The 17,965-nt window shown below is 68.9% G+C and carries 18 protein-coding genes and 1 riboswitch; of the genes, 13 read left to right on the top strand and 5 right to left on the bottom strand.

What is annotated here, in order from left to right:
* The first annotated feature begins 6 nt into the window (after positions 1-6).
* From ACWCOV_RS22305 to ACWCOV_RS22295, 3 genes are all read left to right on the top strand, one after another.
* Positions 7-963, top strand: coding sequence for a hypothetical protein (locus ACWCOV_RS22305; protein WP_449831205.1), 957 nt, complete (start codon positions 7-9; stop codon positions 961-963).
* Between the two features lie 21 nt (positions 964-984).
* Positions 985-2,130 (top strand): hypothetical protein, encoded by a 1,146-nt coding sequence (locus ACWCOV_RS22300; RefSeq protein WP_449831204.1) that lies wholly within the window; start codon positions 985-987, stop codon positions 2,128-2,130.
* A gap of 278 nt (positions 2,131-2,408) precedes the next feature.
* A complete protein-coding gene (locus ACWCOV_RS22295; RefSeq protein WP_449831203.1) occupies positions 2,409-3,254 on the top strand; it encodes a M48 family metalloprotease in 846 nt (281 codons plus the stop codon).
* 33 nt (positions 3,255-3,287) lie between these two features.
* Here the strand turns inward: ACWCOV_RS22295 and ACWCOV_RS22290 are convergent, their stop codons facing one another.
* Together ACWCOV_RS22290 and ACWCOV_RS22285 are read right to left on the bottom strand one after the other, a co-directional pair.
* Positions 3,288-4,388: a winged helix DNA-binding domain-containing protein gene (locus ACWCOV_RS22290; RefSeq protein WP_449831202.1), complete on the bottom strand. Its 1,101-nt coding sequence runs from the start codon at positions 4,386-4,388 to the stop codon at positions 3,288-3,290.
* A 62-nt stretch (positions 4,389-4,450) separates the two neighbouring features.
* Positions 4,451-5,125, bottom strand: coding sequence for an RBBP9/YdeN family alpha/beta hydrolase (locus tag ACWCOV_RS22285; RefSeq protein ID WP_449831201.1), 675 nt, complete (start codon positions 5,123-5,125; stop codon positions 4,451-4,453).
* Positions 5,126-5,254: 129 nt separating this feature from the next.
* On the opposite strand from ACWCOV_RS22285, the gene ACWCOV_RS22280 reads away from it, so the two are divergent.
* Positions 5,255-5,665: an Lrp/AsnC family transcriptional regulator gene (locus tag ACWCOV_RS22280; protein WP_449831216.1), complete on the top strand. Its 411-nt coding sequence runs from the start codon at positions 5,255-5,257 to the stop codon at positions 5,663-5,665.
* Here ACWCOV_RS22280 and ACWCOV_RS22275 read toward each other — a convergent pair.
* Positions 5,643-6,824: an SDR family NAD(P)-dependent oxidoreductase gene (locus ACWCOV_RS22275; RefSeq protein WP_449831200.1), complete on the bottom strand. Its 1,182-nt coding sequence runs from the start codon at positions 6,822-6,824 to the stop codon at positions 5,643-5,645. The two genes, ACWCOV_RS22280 and ACWCOV_RS22275, sit on opposite strands and share 23 nt — an antisense overlap.
* A complete protein-coding gene (locus ACWCOV_RS22270) occupies positions 6,821-8,275 on the bottom strand; it encodes a flavin-containing monooxygenase (protein ID WP_449831199.1) in 1,455 nt (484 codons plus the stop codon). The genes ACWCOV_RS22275 and ACWCOV_RS22270 overlap by 4 nt, the downstream gene beginning before the upstream one ends.
* A gap of 75 nt (positions 8,276-8,350) precedes the next feature.
* Between ACWCOV_RS22270 and ACWCOV_RS22265 the strand changes: the two genes are divergently transcribed.
* From ACWCOV_RS22265 to ACWCOV_RS22230, 8 genes are all read left to right on the top strand, one after another.
* Positions 8,351-8,938, top strand: a complete 588-nt coding sequence (locus ACWCOV_RS22265; RefSeq protein ID WP_449831198.1) for a TetR/AcrR family transcriptional regulator — start codon at positions 8,351-8,353, stop codon at positions 8,936-8,938.
* Between the two features lie 119 nt (positions 8,939-9,057).
* The gene (locus ACWCOV_RS22260) at positions 9,058-10,518 is read left to right on the top strand and encodes a M36 family metallopeptidase (RefSeq protein WP_449831197.1); all 1,461 of its coding nucleotides are present in this window, start codon (positions 9,058-9,060) and stop codon (positions 10,516-10,518) included.
* 36 nt (positions 10,519-10,554) lie between these two features.
* On the top strand, positions 10,555-11,490 hold the full coding sequence (locus ACWCOV_RS22255) for an oxidoreductase (RefSeq protein WP_449831196.1): 936 nt from the start codon (positions 10,555-10,557) through the stop codon (positions 11,488-11,490).
* A 58-nt stretch (positions 11,491-11,548) separates the two neighbouring features.
* Positions 11,549-13,177 carry a CocE/NonD family hydrolase gene (locus tag ACWCOV_RS22250; RefSeq protein WP_449831195.1) on the top strand — a complete coding sequence of 543 codons (1,629 nt, stop codon included), beginning with the start codon at positions 11,549-11,551 and terminating at the stop codon, positions 13,175-13,177.
* 70 nt (positions 13,178-13,247) lie between these two features.
* Positions 13,248-13,793, top strand: coding sequence for a hypothetical protein (locus ACWCOV_RS22245; RefSeq protein ID WP_449831194.1), 546 nt, complete (start codon positions 13,248-13,250; stop codon positions 13,791-13,793).
* 35 nt (positions 13,794-13,828) lie between these two features.
* Positions 13,829-14,536 (top strand): LamG domain-containing protein, encoded by a 708-nt coding sequence (locus ACWCOV_RS22240; RefSeq protein ID WP_449831193.1) that lies wholly within the window; start codon positions 13,829-13,831, stop codon positions 14,534-14,536.
* 85 nt (positions 14,537-14,621) lie between these two features.
* Complete coding sequence (locus ACWCOV_RS22235) at positions 14,622-15,449, top strand: aldo/keto reductase (RefSeq protein ID WP_449831192.1); 828 nt, start codon at positions 14,622-14,624, stop codon at positions 15,447-15,449.
* 4 nt (positions 15,450-15,453) lie between these two features.
* Positions 15,454-15,521: riboswitch (guanidine-III (ykkC-III) riboswitch) on the top strand.
* A gap of 21 nt (positions 15,522-15,542) precedes the next feature.
* Complete coding sequence (locus ACWCOV_RS22230; RefSeq protein ID WP_449831191.1) at positions 15,543-15,794, top strand: CBU_0592 family membrane protein; 252 nt, start codon at positions 15,543-15,545, stop codon at positions 15,792-15,794.
* On the opposite strand, the gene ACWCOV_RS22225 is transcribed toward ACWCOV_RS22230, so the two are convergent.
* Positions 15,791-16,654 carry a hypothetical protein gene (locus ACWCOV_RS22225; protein WP_449831190.1) on the bottom strand — a complete coding sequence of 288 codons (864 nt, stop codon included), beginning with the start codon at positions 16,652-16,654 and terminating at the stop codon, positions 15,791-15,793. The genes ACWCOV_RS22230 and ACWCOV_RS22225 overlap by 4 nt on opposite strands.
* Before the next feature lie 263 nt (positions 16,655-16,917).
* Between ACWCOV_RS22225 and ACWCOV_RS22220 the strand changes: the two genes are divergently transcribed.
* Positions 16,918-17,952, top strand: coding sequence for an AAA family ATPase (locus ACWCOV_RS22220; RefSeq protein ID WP_360520810.1), 1,035 nt, complete (start codon positions 16,918-16,920; stop codon positions 17,950-17,952).
* Positions 17,953-17,965: the final 13 nt, after the last annotated feature.

Genomic DNA, 17,965 nt, shown 5'->3' with positions numbered 1-17,965 from the left:
TCGCGGATGGCACGCAAGCACCGATCGCCTGAGGATCGACGGGAAGGCGCGCGTCGCGCCTCGAGCCGGCACGCCCGCGACACCGGCTCCGAGTACGACGAGTCCGGCGAATACGAGGAGTACGACGACCGCGGAGAGCGTCGGCGTCCGGACGCACCGGACGGTTGGCGTTCGCTGATGAGCACGGACTACGACTATCCCGAGGAGATGAGCGAGCTCCGCGGTCGCGATCGCCGTCGCGCAAAGAAGGAATGGCGGCGCGACGACCACGCGCAGCGGATGGCTTGGCTGCGCAACCAACGTCAGGCCGAGCCGACCAGTCCGGCCGTCATCGTCGCGTTGGTCGTCGTACTGGCGATCATCATCCTCGGCCTCGGTGGCGGTCTGCCGCGCCTGCTCGGCCGCGAAAGCTCCGACGACGGCGCTCCCGTCGGCCTGCTCACACCCGGACGCTCAGTGGTCCTGCCGACCGCGCCATCGAACACCCAACCAGGACCAGGAAGTTCCGAAGCCACACCGCCGCCCCTGACAACTCCGCCGCCGCAAACCCAGCGCCCGGCGGCCGAGGCGACCGCGCTCGCCACCGATGTGGTCGGCACCTGGGCACGTGCCTTCTACACACGCGATCCAACCACCGAGTCGTACTCGGCTCTGGTCGCGAAGGCTGCGAAATACATGACGGCTGAGGTCGCGTCCAGCTTCACCTCTGCGGGCGATCCGACCTTCGAGGCCCTCAAGAAGGACGGCGGGAAGTCGACGGTGATCGCCGCCCCGGTCAGCGCTCCACCGGCCAACGCGGAGGCGCCGGTCGATACACCCGACCGGATCACGAGATTCGTCAAAGTCACCATCGACGTCACCGGAAAGCACGCTCAGCGATTCGACGTACCCCTGCTCGTCACGCTGGTGAATCAGAACAACCAATGGGTCATCAGCGAGGTTTCAGGCGGTACCGGGCCATGACCACGTCGGTGGAGGGCTGCGATGTTCGATGAGCGCGATCTCGGCAGGGGCATTTTCGCAGTCGCGAACAGGGGCGTGTTCGTCAAGGCAGCGGCCGCGCTGGCGGTGGTCGGGGTGGCGAGCCTGCTGATGCTCGCGCCGTTCGGCGGAACGAGCAAGCCGCAGGCTGCCTGCCTGCCGCTCGACCCCGGGCAGGCTGTGAACCCGAATCCGCGCGGACCGTTGCGGGCCACCCAGATCGCCTGGGCCAAGCTCATCGACCAGGTCGCCGTCGAGCGCGGCCTTCCCGGGCAGGCGACGCTGATCGCGCTGATGACGGCCCTGGTGGAGTCGGATCTGCAGAACCTGGCCTACGGCGATGCCGACTCGGTCGGGCTCTTCCAACAGCGGCCCGGGGCGGGATGGGGCGACGCTAAGAAGATCACGTCGGACCCGGTGTATTCGATCAAAGCCTTCTTCGGTGGTAAGGACGCGCCGGATCCGCCGGGCTTGGTGGACATCAACGGCTGGCCGTCGATGGCGTACGGCGACGCCGCGCAGGCCGTTCAGGTTTCGGCGTTCCCGGACCGCTACGCGCTGCGTGAGCAGGAGGCGCGGGAGATCGCCGCACAGGCCGGCATCGACCTCACGCGCCCCGGTAACCCGTACGCCGGCCGAGCAGGCACGGTTCCGAGCGGCGGCATCGAAGGCGTCGCACAGGACGACGACTGCGGCAGCGGCGAGGGATTGATCTCCGGCAAGCCGGTCAACGGCGTGTGGCCGCCGGAGGAGCAGTCCGTCACGGACCCGACCGGCACCGGCGGCATGGTCACCCCGCGTACGGCGGCCTGGGTCGCCCAAGCCCGCCAGAACCTCGGCACCCTGAGCATGAGCTGCTGGGACGCACACGTCTGGAACCCGACCAGTGACCACCCCCGCGGCAAGGCCTGCGACCTCATGGTCGGCGCCGACGCCCGACGTTCGTCCCCGGCGCGCGCCCGCGGCGACGAGATAGCAAACTGGGCCGTGAAGACCGCCGGCCAGACCGGCGTGCGCTACGTCATCTGGTACGGCAAAATCTGGTCCGCCCGCCGAGGCACCTGGATCCCGTACAACGGTGGCGGCGTCTACAGCCCCACCGACGCCACCGGCGGCCACTACGACCACGTCCACGTGTCCGTGTACTGATAACGGATGACGACTGCCGCCAGATCGAACTGTCGTAGGAAGAGAGCATCCAGATGACAGGCCCTGGGAATCACGACGAACACAACGGTGCCTGGCCTCAGGGCTCCGGACCAGGTCCGGCGCAGCCGCCGAACCCGGCCATGCCGCCGGGCAGCGTGCCACCTCAGTGGGCACAGCTTCCGCCGGCCGGCGGAAGCCAGGGTGGACCGGCGGCGTCGCGGCCACGACCATCTGTCGTCCTCCCGGAAGCTTCTGCATGGACGGCCTTGCTGGCGGCTGTGCCGTGGTTCTTCTGGAGTCTTGTTCTTGTCACGTGGATCGCTGGCGCCATCGGCTTCGGCTGGGGATGGATCGTGGTGGCCATCTGGATTCTGTCTGGTGCCGTCAGCTTCCTGCCCGTGACAGAGGACCTGATGGCCAGGTATCTCTTCCGGCTGCGCAAACCGACTCTTGTCGAGCAACAACGGCTGGGACCGGCTTGGCACCAACTTTTGCAGCGTGCTGGTATCCGTGAGGGCCGTTTCTCTCTGTGGATTCAGGAATCGGATGACGTGAACGCGACGCCTACGCCAGGGCACATCGTTTCCACGACAAGATGGGCGCTCTACACGTTGCCGCCGGCGCATCTCGAGGCTGCCCTGGCGCATGAGCTCAGTCACCACCTGGGCGGGCGTGCCTGGCTCAGTATGCTCAGCTTCTGGTACTCGATCCCGGCGCGGTGTGGACTGATTGCGGCGCGAGGCGTCGCCCGATTGATCCGGCGCGTGCCGGCTGTCGGATGCCTCATCGTTGGATTCCTCGTCATGGCCTATGTCGGGCTCGCGCTCGCTGTCTTTGCCTTGGGCTATGGCCGCATCTGGCTCTTCCTGTACTTGACACCGTTCATCGCTCCTCCGTTCCTTGCATGGCTCAACCGCTGGCACGTCAAGCAGGCGGATCGAAGGGCCGCGCAGATGGGGTACGGCGAAACGCTGGTGCAGGTCCTGTACGGCTGGCAGATGCAGCATCAGCAGACTCTTGGCCGGGAGACGAGCCGCAAGGACCAAGTCATGAGCAACACGCCTGCTTTGACTGAACGCGTCAGCACTCTGGAGCAGGCCGGCATGCAGGCACCGCCGAGTTGAAGTTGAGTTCCTCGGACCCCGAGAGGCGGCAGCTCAGGCCGTGAACTTGACTTCGTGCGTTGCGCCTGGGGACGTGAAGGCCAAGAGGTTGTGGGCTTCGGCTTCCAGGGCGGTTCGGATGGGGCGGGTGAGGGGGATGATGGGCTGGATTTCCAGGGTGGCTTGGGTTTTGGTGGATTTGGTTTGTTTCCAGAGGGCGGTGGCTCGGCCGTTGTGGAGGGTGGAGCCTCGGGTGAGGACCTCTTGGAGGGTTAGGGCCTGGCGGGTGGGGGTGTCGATCCAGCGGGAGCGGTCGGCGTGGGAGAGGAGGAGGTTGTCGTACTCGGGGAGGAAGCGGGTGGGGACCTCGGTGTCTTCGTCGGGGAGGGTGATGTCGGGGAGGTCGTAGAGGGTGCGGCCGGACTCGGCGTCGGTGTAGGTGCGGAGGTCGAGGCGGTCGAAGACCTCGGACAGGCGGGTGAGGCCGGACCAGGTTTGGGCGTCAGCGACGGAGGCGGGTCCGTAGGCGGCGAGGTAGCGCCGTACCAGGTCGTCGACGGACGGGTCGGGGTCGACGGGGGAGCCTAGCCAGAGGTCGGCGGTGGACATCGCGGGGTTGCCGCCCTTGCCCCAGATGCCGCGGGGCGGGGTCTGGATGGTGGGGAGCAGGCAGCGTACGGCGTGGGCGAGCGCGGCCGGTTCGCGGTCGGGCCAGAGCGGCCCGAGGTGTTCGCGGAGTTGTACGGCGGTCGCGGGGCCTTCCGCCATGCGTTCGATGCCGGCCTTGAGTACGGCGTCGATGTCGAGACCCTCGAGCCGGTGCCGCCCGTACGTCATGTTCTGGAACACCTCGCGCTCGAGCCGCGGCTGCGTCACCGCGCGGAACGCGAGGAAGTCCCGGCTCGACATCAGGTGGATCGTTGCCCGCATCATCGAACCGCGGACGGCCTCGCGGCTCTCGAGCAGCCCGGCGAGCTCGGCGGGCTGGAAGTTGTTCAGGCGGGTCCAGAGTCCGACGTACGGCGCGAGCGGCGACTGGGCCTGCATGCCGACGAGGTGTTCGATTGCCTCGAGTGCGGTGGCGTCGTGGCGCTCGATCAGCCACTGGCGGTGCAGGGTGGCGCGGTTCTGGGCTTGCAGGCTCAACTTCGACATGGCTGATCCTCTCCTGGTTTACGGATCAAACGCTAGGAGGGGAAGCGGTCAGGATCGGTCCTCTACTCGGTGCGGGCGCCGAGGCCGGCGAGGAAGCTCGTGAGTAGTTGTTGCCCTTGCGGCCAGGAGCCGAGGTTGCTGTCGGAGTTGAGGTGGCCGTGGCTGCCGGTGACGATCAGCGGGACTCCCCAGGCGGTGGCGAGGCGGGCGGCGGCGTCGACGGTGCAGTACGGGTCGTTGTCGCTGGCAATCAGCACTGCTGGGACGGGGAGGGGGCTGGGGGTGAGGTCGGTGAAGGTCGGAAGCAGGTCGGCGGGGAAGGTGGGCGCCGTCGGGTCGGGCGGTGCGACCAGGAAGACGCCGCGTACGGCGGACTGGTGAGAGCGCACCGTGGACGGTGGGGAGCCGTCGGCGGGCGACGAGAGGTGGGCGGAGGGCCTCACCCTGGTCGGCCCGTCCGGCTGCGGCAGGAGCGGATTAGTGGCGGCGACAGGGGAGAGCTCGGTCTCCTCGGTGAGGTAGTGGGCGGCGGCGTGGCAGCCGAGGCTGTGGGCGATCAGGACGGTTGGTTCTGGGGTCAAGGCGTCGGTGATGGCTTTGGTCCAGTCGGGGAGGTCTGGAGTGGTCCAGGAGGCCGGGGCGATGCGGGTCGCGCCGGGGAGCCACGTGGATTCCCAGACGGACTGCCAGTGGTTGTGGTCTGAGCCGTTGAGGCCGGGGACGATGATGAATCGCATGGGTGGCTCCTGAGTGCTTTGGTGAGCTGTCAGGATGGGCGAGGTCATCGGGGTCGGGCCAGACGAGCTGATGAAGTGAAGGCGGATGGGCGAATCGACGAGTAGTTCATTGGATGACATCGACCGGAGATCCTGGCGATTCTGCAGGAGAACGGGCGGCTGAGCGGTGCGGACATCGGCCGGAAGGTGAACCTGTCCCAGCCCGCGGTGTCGGCGCGGATCCAGCGGCTCGAGCGGTCCGGGGTGATCACCGGCTACCGGGCCGTCGTTGATCCTGCGCGGGTCGGTCTCAACATCCATGCCGTCGTACGGGTCCGTACGTCGCACGCGCGGATTCCCGATGCGCTCGAGTTGTTCGCCACGCTTGACGAGGTGACCGCGACGTACAGGTTGACCGGTGAGGACTGCTTCCTGCTCGACGTGCACACGCCGGACGCCGGCCGGCTCGAGCAGGTGGTTGACGCGATCGGGCGGCTCGGGCCGGTGACTACCTCGCTGGTACTGCGCGAGTACCCCGTCAAACCGCTCGCGTCCGGCTGAAGGAAGCGATCCGGTCGGCGTAGGCCGAGCGGGCGGCGTCGTCGACGGTCAGGCCGCGGTCGTCGCCGGCGACGCGGCGGCCCCAGGCCGTGAGTGGTGATGGGAGTAGGCCGTCCAGGACCTTCCAGCCGCCGAGCCAGCGCGGGACCGTCAGTTCTGCCTGTCGGGTTCGGCAGGTGCGCAGTACGGCGGCCGCGACGTCCTCCGGGTCGACAGTCGGCAACAGACCGCCGAGGCGGACGCCGGAGGAGAGCGAGGTGCGTACGGCGCTGGGCAGTACGGCGCTCGCGGTGACGCCGGTGCCGTGGAGCTCGCGGCGTACGGCCGCGGTCAGGCCGACGGCGGCGTACTTCGACGCGTTGTAGACCGCCATCCCGGGGAACGGGATCTTGCCGGCCATTGAGGCGATGTTGACCACGTGACCGTTGCCGCGGGCAATCATGCCGGGGAGCACCAGGCGCATGCCGTGGATGAGTCCCCAGACGTTGACGTCGAGGGTGGTCCGGCTCAGCTCGTCGGGCTCGTCGAGGAACCGCCCGAGCGGCATCACGCCGGCGTTGTTCACCAGGATGTCGATCCGCCCACTGTCGGCAATCACATTGTCAACAAAAGACACGAACGAGTCGCGGGACGTGACGTCGAGAAACCACGGCCCGTAGATCCGCCCGGCGACTGCAGCCGGGCCAGCGCTGGCGGGCGAGGCGCCGGCGTAAGGCGGGCCGGCGGTCGGATGGGTGTGGTCGGGGGAGGCGCTGGCATGAGGCGGGTTGGCGGTCGGGCGGGTGTGGTCGGGGGAGGCGCTGGCGTGAGGCGGGCCGGCGGTGGGTCCGGTGCTGCCGGGCGAGGCGCTGGCGTGAGGCGGGCCGGCCGTCGGGTGGGTGTGGTCGGGGGAGGGTACGCCGGGACGTGGGGCAGTGGGGTCGGTCGGCGAGGTGTCGGGGTGCGGGTAGCGGCCGGGGGTGTCGGGGTTCGGGTAGAGGCCGCGGGTGTCGGGGTGACGGGAGACGCCCGGGGTGGCGGGAGGTGGGGTGGGGGCGTCGAGGTCGCCGGTGTAGACGGTGGCGCCGGCTGTGGCGAAGGCTTGGGCGGTGGCTCGGCCTATGCCTCGGGTGGCGCCGGTGACTACCACCACGGCGTTGGTGAGGGGGAGGGGTTTCATCGGACCAGCTCCAAGGGGGCGGTGATCGTGTAGGCGGTGGGGTCGAAGTGGGCGACTTGGGTGCGTAGGCGGGCGCTGGACCAGGGCCAGCTGAAGCTGTTGCGGCCGTTCACGTCGTGGTAGTAGCTGGCGCAGCCGCCGGTCTCGTAGACGGTGCCGGCCAGGGCCGACTGGACCTTCGCAACAAAAGACGCCTGGACCTCAGGGCGTACGTCGAGGCTCGACCAGCCGCGATCCAGCAACGACGAGACCGCGCCGAGCACGTGGTCGAGTTGCGCCTCCAGGATCATGAAGGCCGACGTGTGCCCGGTGCCGAGATTGGGCCCGAGCAGGTTGAAGAAGTTCGGGAACCCGGCCACCGCGGTGCCGAGGTAGGCCTGCGGACTGCCCTGCCAGTGATCGGCGAGACTGCGGCCGGATGCGTCGAAGACGGTGGTTGCCACCGGCAAGTCCAGGATCCGGAATCCGGTGCCGAGCACAACCACATCCGCCTCGACCCGAGTCCCGTCCGCCCCGATCACCTGCCGTCCGTCAAACCCCGCCACAGCGGTGGGATGCACCGAAACGTTGTCCTGGGCAAGCGCCGGGTAGTACGTGTTCGACATCAGCAATCGCTTGCAGCCAAGGGTGTACGACGGAGTGAGCGCCGCCCGCAACGAGGCCGACGGCACCGAACGACGCAGGTGCAGCAACCCCACCTGCTGCACCGCCCGCATGATCCACGGATGCCGGAACCCGAGCCCCAAGACCTCCATCCCGACGTACTCGGCCCGCCGCAACAACCGCTGCAACACCGGGAACCGCCGAAACGCCCACCGCTCCACCCCTGGCACCCGGTGATCCGGCTTGGGCAACACCCACTGCGCCGTCCGCTGAAACAGGTGCAACGACGACACCAACGGCTGGACCGCCGGCACGAACTGCACCGCCGACGCACCACTGCCCACCACGGCCACCCGAAGACCGGTCAGGTCAAGCGAGTGGTCCCACCGCGACGAGTGAAAGACCGGCCCGTCGAACGTCCCCGGGATCGACGGGATCAACGGCTGATGCCAGGGCCCGGTCGCCGTGATCAAGACCCGTGCCTCCAAAGGCCCGTCACTGGTCTCGAGCAACCACCGCTCAGCCGACGCATCCCAGTGCGCCCGCAGCATCTCCACCCCGAAGCGAAGATGAGGAACAACGCCGTACCGAGCAGCCGTGTCGGAGAGATACGCCTGGATCTCAGACTGCCCGGCAAACGCCCGAGACCACGAAGGGTTCGGCGCAAACGAGTACGAGTACAGCGCCGACGGCACATCGCACGCACACCCCGGATAGGTGTTGTCCCGCCATGTCCCACCCAGCGACGACGACTTCTCCAGTACGTCGAAGTCCGTGATCCCCGCCTGCTTCAACCGGATCGCCGCGCCGAGCCCGGAAGCCCCAGCACCAACCACAACGACGTCCATGGACGACCACCTCCAGAAACCGACGGTATCCGAATACCCAGGGAATGCCAATACCGCAGGCACTAGAGTCGGACCATGCCGAGGATGACGCGGGCGGAGAGCCAGGCGCGGACCCGCGAGACGCTGGTCGCGACCGCGACCGAGCTGTTCCTGCGGGACGGGTACGGCGCCACGTCGCTGGAGAAGGTCGCGGACGAGGCCGGCTACTCCAAGGGTGCGGTCTACTCGAACTTCCGGAACAAGGACGAGCTCTGCCTGGCCGTGGTCGACGCGATCCGCACCGACCAGGCGCACCGGATGGCCCAGGCACTGGAAGGCGCCGCCACGCTCGAGGCGATGCTGGAGTCGTTCCAGCGCTGGGCCGAGGCCACCATCGGCGACCAGGCCTGGACCGTCTTCGAGGTCGAGTTCGCCACTCGGGCCCGCCAGGACGACGTCGTACGGCGGGAGCTCGCCCAGCGGAACGCGCAGATCCGGGACGCGGTGACCGTCCTCCTCGAGGAGCACGCGAAGGAGTTCGGCATCACGTTGCCGATGCCGGCGGCCGACTGCGCCACCGCGTTGCTCAGCCTCGGCGTCGGCCTGGGCGTGCAGCGCGCGATCGACCCCGACGTCGGCGTCTCGGTGCTTCCCAACGTGATCCGCCTGCTCGCGGGTGGCTGATTTCCCTTGCGCGCGCGGACCGGCGTGACTTTCTGCTTCCCACCGGGCACTGGCGCGAACTAGGGTCGACGGATCGTAGTTGTTGGGTTACGCAACTCGTCTACCTAGGAGGGGAACACATGGCGAAACGCGTGATCGCGGTCGTCACCGCCGGTCTGGCCACCGTGTCGATGGGGATGTCGTTCACCAGCGCCGCGGGGGCGGCGCCGGACAGATCCGCGGCTGATCCGTCCGGCCTGAAGCTGATCAAGACCAAGACCTCGTTGCTCGGCAAGCACTACTGGTACCAGCAGACGTTCAAGGGCCTGCCGGTCATCAACGGGTATTACGCCAAGCATGTGACCACATCCGGCGGTGTCCAGATCGCCGACGGGCGCGACGCCGTACCGGCGAACCTGGACGTGACCGCCAAGGTGCCGTCGGCAACAGCGACCAAGTCGGCCAACGCGGCGGTCAGCGCCCGCGCCGCCCGGGCCCGGATCGCCGGGCCGGAGAAGGACGTCACGCCGGCGCCGACCGCGACCGACGGCGCCGCGCAGCTCGCCGTCCTCGGCGGCCCCGACGCGCGACTCGTCTGGAACGTCACCAGCCGGTCGGCCCAGGGCGTCACCCGCTCTCTCGTCGACGCCAAGTCCGGTGACGTGGTCGAGTCGAAGGTGATCAGCGACCACGCCGACGGCCGCGGCATCGTGTTCGACCCGAACCCGGTGGTCAGCGAGCGGAACGAGAAGCTGACCGACCAGGACGACGCGAACACCGACGAGCTGTTCCCCGCCCACAAGAGCGTGATCCTGCGCAACCTGGCCGGCACCGGCAAGCTCGAGGGCACCTACGTCAACATCGTCAAGGCGAAGGGCGGGCTGGCCGAGAGCACGGACAACCGGTTCCTGTACTACCGCGACGACGACCGGTTCGAGCAGGTGATGGCGTACTACCAGGTCAACCAGACCCAGGAGTACATCCACAGCCTGGGCTTCACCGAGGTGAACAACGAGTCGCAGGACTTCGAGATCAACACCTACAACGGCGACAACTCGTTCTACGACCCGTCGAAGGACGTCATCACGATGGGCGAGGGCGGCGTCGACGACGGCGAGGACGCCGAGGTGATCTGGCACGAGTACGGCCACGCGATCCAGGACGACGTCGTTCCCGGGTACGGCGAGTCGCTGCAGGCCGGCGCGATCGGCGAGGGCTTCGGCGACTACTGGGCCGTCACGATGTCGGTGCCGGTGAGCCGGAACTTCGACCTGCCGTGCGTGATGGACTGGGACGCCACGTCGTACACGACCACCGAGCCGCACTGCCTGCGCCGTACCGACACCGGCAAGACCACCGACGACATCGTCGGCCAGGTGCACGACGACGGTGAGATCTGGTCGAACGCGCTGTGGGACATCCACAAGGCGCTCGGCCGGACCAAGGCCAACAAGGTGATCCTCGAGGGCACGTTCTTCTACGCGCCGGACACCTCGTTCGCCGACGCCGCCCGGGTCACCGTCCAGGCCGCCCGGCTGCTCTACGGCAAGGCCACGGCCGCGAAGGTGACCGAAGCCTTCCAGGCCCGCAAGATCCTCTGACAATTCAGGTCGTGCGCCCACGGATACTGTGGGCGCATGACCTGGAGTACGGCGGACATCCCCGACCTGACCGGACGGCGCGCGCTCGTCACCGGCGCCACCAGCGGACTCGGCTACGAGACGGCGCTCGAGTTGCTCCGGCACGGCGCCGAGGTGCTGATCGCGGCCCGCAACCCGGAGAAGGCGGCGCGAAGCGCCAGCGACCTCGAGCAGGCATCCGGCCGGGAGCCGATCGTCGTCGAGCTCGATCTGGCCGATCTGACGAGTGTCGAGAAGGCGGCCGACCAGGTCACGAAGACCTACGACAGGCTCGATCTGCTGGTCAACAACGCCGGCGTGATGGCGACGCCGTACCGGCAGACCGCGGACGGGTTCGAGCTGCAGCTCGGCACCAACCATCTCGGTCACTTCGCCCTCACCGGGCGGCTGCTGCCGTTGTTGCTCAAGGCACCTTCCAGCCGGGTGGTGACCGTCAGTTCGATGATGCACCGGACGGCGCGAACCATCCGCGAGTCCGACCTCCGGCGGCCCGAGCGGGGGTACTCGAAGTGGGTCGCGTACGGGAAGTCCAAGCTCGCCAACCTGCTGTTCATGCTCGAGCTCGACCGGCGGGCGCGGGCGGCCGGGACCAACCTGCTCAGCGCCGGTGCGCACCCCGGCTACGCCTCGACGCATCTCCAGACGCACGGACCGGAGCTGGCCGGGCGGTCCCTCGAGGCCAGGGTGTGGACCGGCATCAACAAGCTGGTCGCGCAGTCGGCGGCCGCCGGCGCCTGGCCGAGTCTCTACGCCGCCACCAACCCGGATCTGCGGCCGGGCTCCTATGTCGGGCCCGGCTTCTTCGAGTACCGCGGTAAGCCGGCGATCGTGCTGCCGACCCGGACCGCGCAGGACCCGGCGCTGGCCGAGCGGCTGTGGACCTGGTCGGTCGAGGCGACCGGGGTGGATCCGGTACTCACCGTGCCGAGGTAGTGACACAGCGGCAGATTTGTGGCTACTCTCCGGTAATCCCGAGCCGGAGGTCGTCCTCGTGCGCAGAATCGCAGCCGCTCTGGCGGTCGTCCTTGCCCTGACAACGGCCCTGACCACGGCCCTGACAACTGCCCTGGTCTCGATCGGCCCGGCCGTCGGCGCCGAGGCGGATCAGGCCGGGTTCAGCACGTCGTACCAGCGCATCCCGGGCGCGGGCGGGATCGAGATCGGCGCGGTCGTGCTCACGCCGACCGGGCAGGGGGCCGGCCCGTTCCCGCTGGTCGTGATGCCGTCCAGCTGGGGCGTCCCGAACGTTGAGTACGTCGGCCAGGGCGCAAAGCTGGCCAAGTCCGGGTTCCAGGTCATCTCGTACTCGAGTCGCGGCTTCTGGGACACCGGCGGCGGGATCGACATCGCCGGTCCGCCGACCGTCGCCGACGTCAGCGAGGTGATCGATTGGGCCGACGAGCACACGCCGGCCGACACGAGCCGGGTCGCGGCGGTCGGGATCTCGTACGGCGCCGGCACGTCATTGCTCGCGAGTGCGCAGGACCCACGGATCAAGGCGGTCGGCGCGATGAGCGGCTGGGCGGACCTGATCGCCTCGCTCGATCCCAACGAGACCGTCGCGCTCCAGTCCGTCGCCGGTCTGCTTGCCCTGGGCAACGTCACCGGCCGGCCGGGCCCGGAGATGGCGTCGCTGCAGGCGAAGTTCGTCAGCGGGAACTTCGACGGCGCGATCGCCGAGGCGAAGCAGTTGGCCCCCGTCCGGTCCGCGGCGACCGTGGTCGACCGGATCAACGCCAACCGTCCGGCCGTGTTGCTGGCCAACGCGTTCGAGGACTCGATCTTCCCGCCGACGCAGTACACCGACTTCTTCACCCGGTTGACCGGGCCGAAGCGGTTGCTCCTCGCCCACGGCGACCACGCGACGCCCGAGGCGTCGGGTGCGATCGGCCTGCCGAACGAAACCTGGGACGAGCTCGCCGCCTGGCTGCACCACTACCTGACGGGCGCGGACAACGGCGCCGACGACGAGGCTCCGGTCCAGCTGATGTCGCAGCGCGGAGTCTGGCGGGGCTACTCGAGTTGGGCGGCCGTCGGGCAGTCGCGTACGTCGTACCTCACCAAGCCGATCGGGTTGTCGCGGACCGGGGTGCTGCAGGCGCAGGCGTCGACGGGATGGAACAACGGGATCGGCACGGGTGTGCCGACGATCGCCGACAGCGGTGTGGCGCTCGTTTCCGGCGCTCTGCAAGGGTTGCTGTCGATTCCGACCGGAGTCGTGACGCCGTTGGTGGACCGGTCGTTCGCGGGCGTCTGGTCCGGCCCGGTCTACACCAGTGGCGCCGTCATCAACGGTGCGCCGAAGCTGCATCTGACCGTGCAGCCGTCCGGTCCGGACACCTCGCTGTTCGCCTATCTGTACGACGTTGACGCGCTCGGCGTCGGCTCGTTGATCGCGCACAAGCCGATCACGTTGCGCGGGGCGACACCCGGCAAGGCGGTGCCGCTCGACATCCGGCTGGAAGCGACCAGCTGGGAGGTGCCGGCCGGTCATCACCTGGTACTGGTGGTCGACACGGTCGATCCTCGTTACCTCGGTCGCAGTGTGATCGGCAAGACCGTCACCTTCAGCTCCCCGGCCGGCGACCCGTCCTCGATCACCATCCCGGTGGCGTCATGACCCTCACCCGCGCAAGCACATCAAGGTCGAGCCGGACCGCTGGTACTACTGGGCCGACAAGCTCGGGCTGATGGTGTGGCAGGACATGCCGTCGTCGAAGACGGACGCGATGCCCGAACCCTGGCGGACGCAGTTCAAGGCGGAGCTCCACGAGCTGATCGAGGAACACAAGAGCTTCACCTCCATCACCGTCTGGGTGCCGTTCAACGAAGGCTGGGGTGAGTGGGAGCAGGCCGAGACCGGGCGGATCGCCGACTCGGTCAAGGCGCAGGACCCGTCCCGCCTGGTCAACGCGCACAGCGGCGTCAACTGCTGCAACTCCAAGGGCGACTCGGGCCGCGGCGACCTGATCGACCACCACGCCTACCTCGGCCCGGCCACGCCTTCGCCGGCCGGTGAGCGCGGCGCCGTGGACGGCGAGCACGGTGGCTTCGGTCTGAAGGTCGCCGACCACATGTGGTTCGGCGACGGCTTCGCCTACGAGATGACACCGGACTCTGCCACCCTTACCCGCCGGTATGTCGAGAACCAGCGCGACGCGTCCTGCGATCGGCGAACACCTGTGGCATCGGCGGCTCGGTCTACACCCAGATCACCGACGTCGAAGGCGAGCTGAACGGCTTCTTCACCTACGACCGGCAGGTCCCGAAGATGGACTTCGCCCAGGTGCGGGCCGTCAACCAGGCCATCATCACTGGCGCCGACGGCACTGGGACCGGCGGCCCGAACCCGGGCCCGGGCACCCCAGGACCCGACGGCATCCACTTCTACCCACTCGACGGAACCACCGAAGATGCCGTCGGCAACAACGACGCAACTCTGGTGGGTGGAGCAATCTTTGCCCCCGGCAAGAATGGCGAAGGCGTTGCGCTGCACGGATCCGGCCAGTACGTCGACACCGGCGCCGCGCTGCTCGACACCAACGGCAACTACTCGGCCGCCGCGTGGGTGAAACTGAACAAGGCCGACGGCGCGTTCCAGACCGTGGTCAGCCAGGACGGCACACGCGACAGCGCCTTCTTCCTGCAGTACTCCGGCCAGGACCAGCGGTTCGCGATGAGCTTCCCGGGGGTGCGCGCACTCTCCCCGACGAAGCCGAACCCGGATCAGTGGTACCACCTGACCGGCGTACGGGATGTGGTGAAGGGTGAGCTGAAGCTCTACCTGGCCGGCCGGCTCGTGGCCACGAAGTCCGCGTGCAGCCTGGACGCGACGTCGACCGGGAACACGGTGATCGGGCGGGCCAAGTTCGGCGGCAACCAGGTCGACCACCTGGACGGGACCGTCGACCAGGTCCACGTCTACGACCGCGCGCTGACCGATGCGGAGGTGCGAACCCTCTACGAGTCCGGTCGCTGACCCAACGCGAGGGTTCGGGATGCGAGTTCGGTCCCCAACCCCGATCCTGGTAGGGACTTGCCGGCCCAGGGGAGGTGACAGTGCGATGGCTGCTCCCAGTCACGCTCTCACGCCCCTTGCGGCGAGCAAGTTCCGGCCACCCCGGTTCGGGCTCGGTGGTTCGCGACTCGGCGAGCCACTGGGCCCGGACGGGGACGCGAAGGCGGTCGCCACCGTCGACGCGGCGTACCAGGCCGGTATTCGGTTCTTCGACACCTCACCGGCGTACGGCGTCGCCGAGCAACGACTCGGTACGGCGCTGCAGCGGCGGCCTCGTGGTCAGTTTCTGGTGTCGACGAAGGTGGTCGGCGACGCGCGAGAGTCGGTGAAGGCGAGCATGGAGCGGCTCGGGCTCGCCGTCGACCTGGTGTTCATCCAGGATCCGGCTGCGGTCGAGACGACGTACCCGGAGCTGGACGAACTGCGGCGCGACGGTGTGATCAAGGCGATCGGTGTCGCGTCGGGCGACTGGCGACTGCTCGACGAGATCGTTCGCGACGTCGAGCTGGATGCGGTTCTGCTGGCCGGGCAGTACTCGCTGCTCGACCAGTCCGCGCGGCCGCTGCTCGATCGTTGCCTGGCGCGCCGGGTGTCGGTGATCGTGTCCGGCATCCTCACGCCGCAGGTCCTGCAGACCGAGCAGTCGAGTGACCCGGCAACGATCCGCGCGCGCCGGATCTCCGCGGTCTGCGAGCGGTACGGCGTCTCGCTGCCACAGGCCGCACTCGCCTTTCCCACCAGGCATTCCGCGGTCACGTCGGTGCTCATCGCGGCAGCCAGCGCGGCCGAGATCCGAGCCGACGCGGCGCTTGTCCGGCAGCCGGTGCCCGTCAATCTGTGGCGCGATCCGGACTTGGCGCGATTGGTATCCTGAAAGGGAGGAGCCGCGATCTGCGGCTCCCCGGACGAGTGGCGTCGTACCCGGTCCACGACAAGACGGCGCCCACCCCCAGGAGGGGGTACTCCGATGCATGCCATTGACATCGTCGAGATCGCCGGTGCGCTCACCATCCTGACCGCCTTCGCGGCCGCCCAGGCCGGATGGTTGCGGCAGCGCACCACGTCGTACCAGCTGCTGAACCTGGTGGGTTCGGCTGTCCTCGCGGTGATCGCCGCGGTCGAGTCGTCCTGGGGCTTCCTGCTGCTGGAAGGCACCTGGGCCGTGATCAGCCTGATCGGCCTGCTCAGCCTGACCCGCGCGCGGGAGTCGACGAGCTAGAACTTGTCGCCTGGATCGCCGGTGCCGGGGCTGCCGCTCGTGCTGGGCAGCGTCGTCGGGATGCCGCTGGTCGGGCTCCCCGGTGTCGGGCTGGGACCGGTGGTCGGCGTCGGCCCGGTGGTCGGCGCCGGCGGCGGCGTGGTCGGGGTGACCGTGACCGTCGAGGTGTTGGTCGGGGTCGGGATGACCGGCTCCGGCTCGAGCGGCTCCGCGTTCCGGAACAGCAGCCAGGCCAGCAGCACGGCCAGCGCCATCACGACCGCCATCGCGACCAGGGACAGGATGAGCGCCCACCGCGACGCCGCCCGCAGCGCGCTCGGCCACGGCAACGGCCAGATCCGGAACAGGCCCGGACGCCGTCGGCCCTCCCAGTAGTGCAGGAAGTCGGGGCCCCGGAACCGCCCGATGTGCGGAATCCGGTCCATCAGTACGGCGGACAGCACGTCCTCACCGCGTCGCTCGGCGATCAGCCGCTCGTCCGAGGCCGCGCTGGACCCGTCGTCGGCCCGGATCGGCCCGATCGCCACCCACAGCGCCAGGTCGTCGTCGTCACCGTCGTTGTGCGCCAGGACGGCCTCGTCCGGCAGGTCGTCGACCGCGGTGACGAACCGGTCCCGGGCCGCGGCGTCGTCGGCCGAACCCTCGGTCATCATCGCCACGACCGCGTCCACGCCGGTCTCGTCGCTGGCGGCGTACAGGTAACCGGCTGCGTTGGCGCCGAGCCGTCCGCGCAGCCAGAACGCGCCCACCCGGGGCGGGTCCTCCGGCAGCAGCGGCAGCGCGTCCGGAATCGCCCGGGCAGGTGCCTGCTCCGGCGCATCCGCCGGCCGCACCTCGGTGGGGGATTCGGTCGCAGTCATCACCCCCAATCCCACCACATCCCCGGTAGCACTGTCGCCACACCCGGATTCCGGACGGGCATCCCACGAGCCGCCGTAGTCACCGGGCGTGACGACAGGCCGCTCGGTGCGTGCGGACTTGAGTGGGCGGGGAGGATAGGGATGGACCTGGTGGGCCGTGCGCCCGGGGGACCCGGGGATCTGATGGAATGGCCGGTGTTGTGAGTGCGCCGGGAGACGGCGCGGCGTTGACAAGGTCCGAGGCGGACCCCGGAAGGACAGGCATGACCGAAACCACTGTGCCGGCTGGATCGGTGGCCCAGCAGTCCCGGCTGATCGGCGAGGCGATCAGCGAGGTCAAGCGGGTGATCGTCGGCCAGGAGCACATGGTGGAGACGCTGATGGTCTCACTGCTCGCGAAGGGTCACTGCCTGCTCGAGGGTGTCCCCGGCGTCGCCAAGACGCTCGCGGTGCGGACCTTCGCCTCGGTGGTCGGCGGCACCTTCGCCCGGATCCAGTTCACCCCCGACCTGGTCCCCTCCGACATCGTCGGCACCCGGATCTACCGGCAGACCCGGGAGACGTTCGACATCGAGCTCGGCCCGACCTTCGTGAACTTCGTCCTCGCCGACGAGGTGAACCGGGCCCCGGCCAAGGTGCAGTCGGCGATGCTGGAGCTGATGGCCGAGCGGCAGGTGTCGATCGGCGGCCAGACCTTCCCGATGCCGAAGCCGTTCATCGTGATCGCCACCCAGAACCCGATCGAGTCCGAGGGCGTCTACCCGCTGCCGGAGGCGCAGCGGGACCGGTTCCTGGTGAAGATCGACGTGCCGCACCCGCGCGGGCACGAGGAGTTCGAGATCCTGCGCCGGATGAGCGTGGACCCGCCGGAGCCGCGGCAGGTGCTGAAGCCGGAGACGATCCTCGAGCTGCAGCGGTCGGCCGAGCAGGTCTTCGTCCACAACCTGGTCGCTGAGTACGCGGTCCGCCTGGTGATGGCGACCCGGACGCCGTCCGACTTCCACCTGCCCGACCTGGAGCCGATCATCGAGCTCGGCGTCAGCCCGCGCGCCACCCTCGGCCTGATCTCGGCCGGCCGGGCGCTGGCGCTGATCCACGGCCGCGACTACCTGCTGCCGAGCGACATCCAGACCGTCGCGCTGGACGTGATGGGTCACCGGCTCGGCCTGACCTTCGACGCGGTGGCCGACAACATCGACCCGCGCGCCGTGATCGAGCGGATCCTCGCCACCGTCCCGCCGCCCCAGCCGGTCTGGCGCGACGGCACCGACGGCTCCGGCCGTCCGGAGTTTGTGTAGTGCCCAACCGACC

The organism is Kribbella sp. NPDC002412 (assembly GCF_053592935.1).
This window is presented reverse-complemented; position numbering and strand designations above follow the sequence as displayed.

What these genes read in the sequence shown, in the direction of transcription:
- ACWCOV_RS22305 (WP_449831205.1), top strand. Translation starts at nt 7, where the DNA reads ATGGCACGCAAGCACCGATCGCCTGAGGATCGACGGGAAGGCGCGCGT.
- ACWCOV_RS22300 (WP_449831204.1), top strand. Translation starts at nt 985, where the DNA reads ATGTTCGATGAGCGCGATCTCGGCAGGGGCATTTTCGCAGTCGCGAAC.
- ACWCOV_RS22290 (WP_449831202.1), bottom strand. Translation starts at nt 4,388, where the DNA reads ATGTCGAAGTTGAGCCTGCAAGCCCAGAACCGCGCCACCCTGCACCGC.
- ACWCOV_RS22285 (WP_449831201.1), bottom strand. Translation starts at nt 5,125, where the DNA reads ATGCGATTCATCATCGTCCCCGGCCTCAACGGCTCAGACCACAACCAC.
- ACWCOV_RS22275 (WP_449831200.1), bottom strand. Translation starts at nt 6,824, where the DNA reads ATGAAACCCCTCCCCCTCACCAACGCCGTGGTGGTAGTCACCGGCGCC.
- ACWCOV_RS22270 (WP_449831199.1), bottom strand. Translation starts at nt 8,275, where the DNA reads ATGGACGTCGTTGTGGTTGGTGCTGGGGCTTCCGGGCTCGGCGCGGCG.
- ACWCOV_RS22265 (WP_449831198.1), top strand. Translation starts at nt 8,351, where the DNA reads ATGCCGAGGATGACGCGGGCGGAGAGCCAGGCGCGGACCCGCGAGACG.
- ACWCOV_RS22260 (WP_449831197.1), top strand. Translation starts at nt 9,058, where the DNA reads ATGGCGAAACGCGTGATCGCGGTCGTCACCGCCGGTCTGGCCACCGTG.
- ACWCOV_RS22255 (WP_449831196.1), top strand. Translation starts at nt 10,555, where the DNA reads ATGACCTGGAGTACGGCGGACATCCCCGACCTGACCGGACGGCGCGCG.
- ACWCOV_RS22245 (WP_449831194.1), top strand. Translation starts at nt 13,248, where the DNA reads ATGGTGTGGCAGGACATGCCGTCGTCGAAGACGGACGCGATGCCCGAA.
- ACWCOV_RS22240 (WP_449831193.1), top strand. Translation starts at nt 13,829, where the DNA reads ATGGACTTCGCCCAGGTGCGGGCCGTCAACCAGGCCATCATCACTGGC.
- ACWCOV_RS22235 (WP_449831192.1), top strand. Translation starts at nt 14,622, where the DNA reads ATGGCTGCTCCCAGTCACGCTCTCACGCCCCTTGCGGCGAGCAAGTTC.
- ACWCOV_RS22230 (WP_449831191.1), top strand. Translation starts at nt 15,543, where the DNA reads ATGCATGCCATTGACATCGTCGAGATCGCCGGTGCGCTCACCATCCTG.
- ACWCOV_RS22225 (WP_449831190.1), bottom strand. Translation starts at nt 16,654, where the DNA reads ATGACTGCGACCGAATCCCCCACCGAGGTGCGGCCGGCGGATGCGCCG.
- ACWCOV_RS22220 (WP_360520810.1), top strand. Translation starts at nt 16,918, where the DNA reads ATGACCGAAACCACTGTGCCGGCTGGATCGGTGGCCCAGCAGTCCCGG.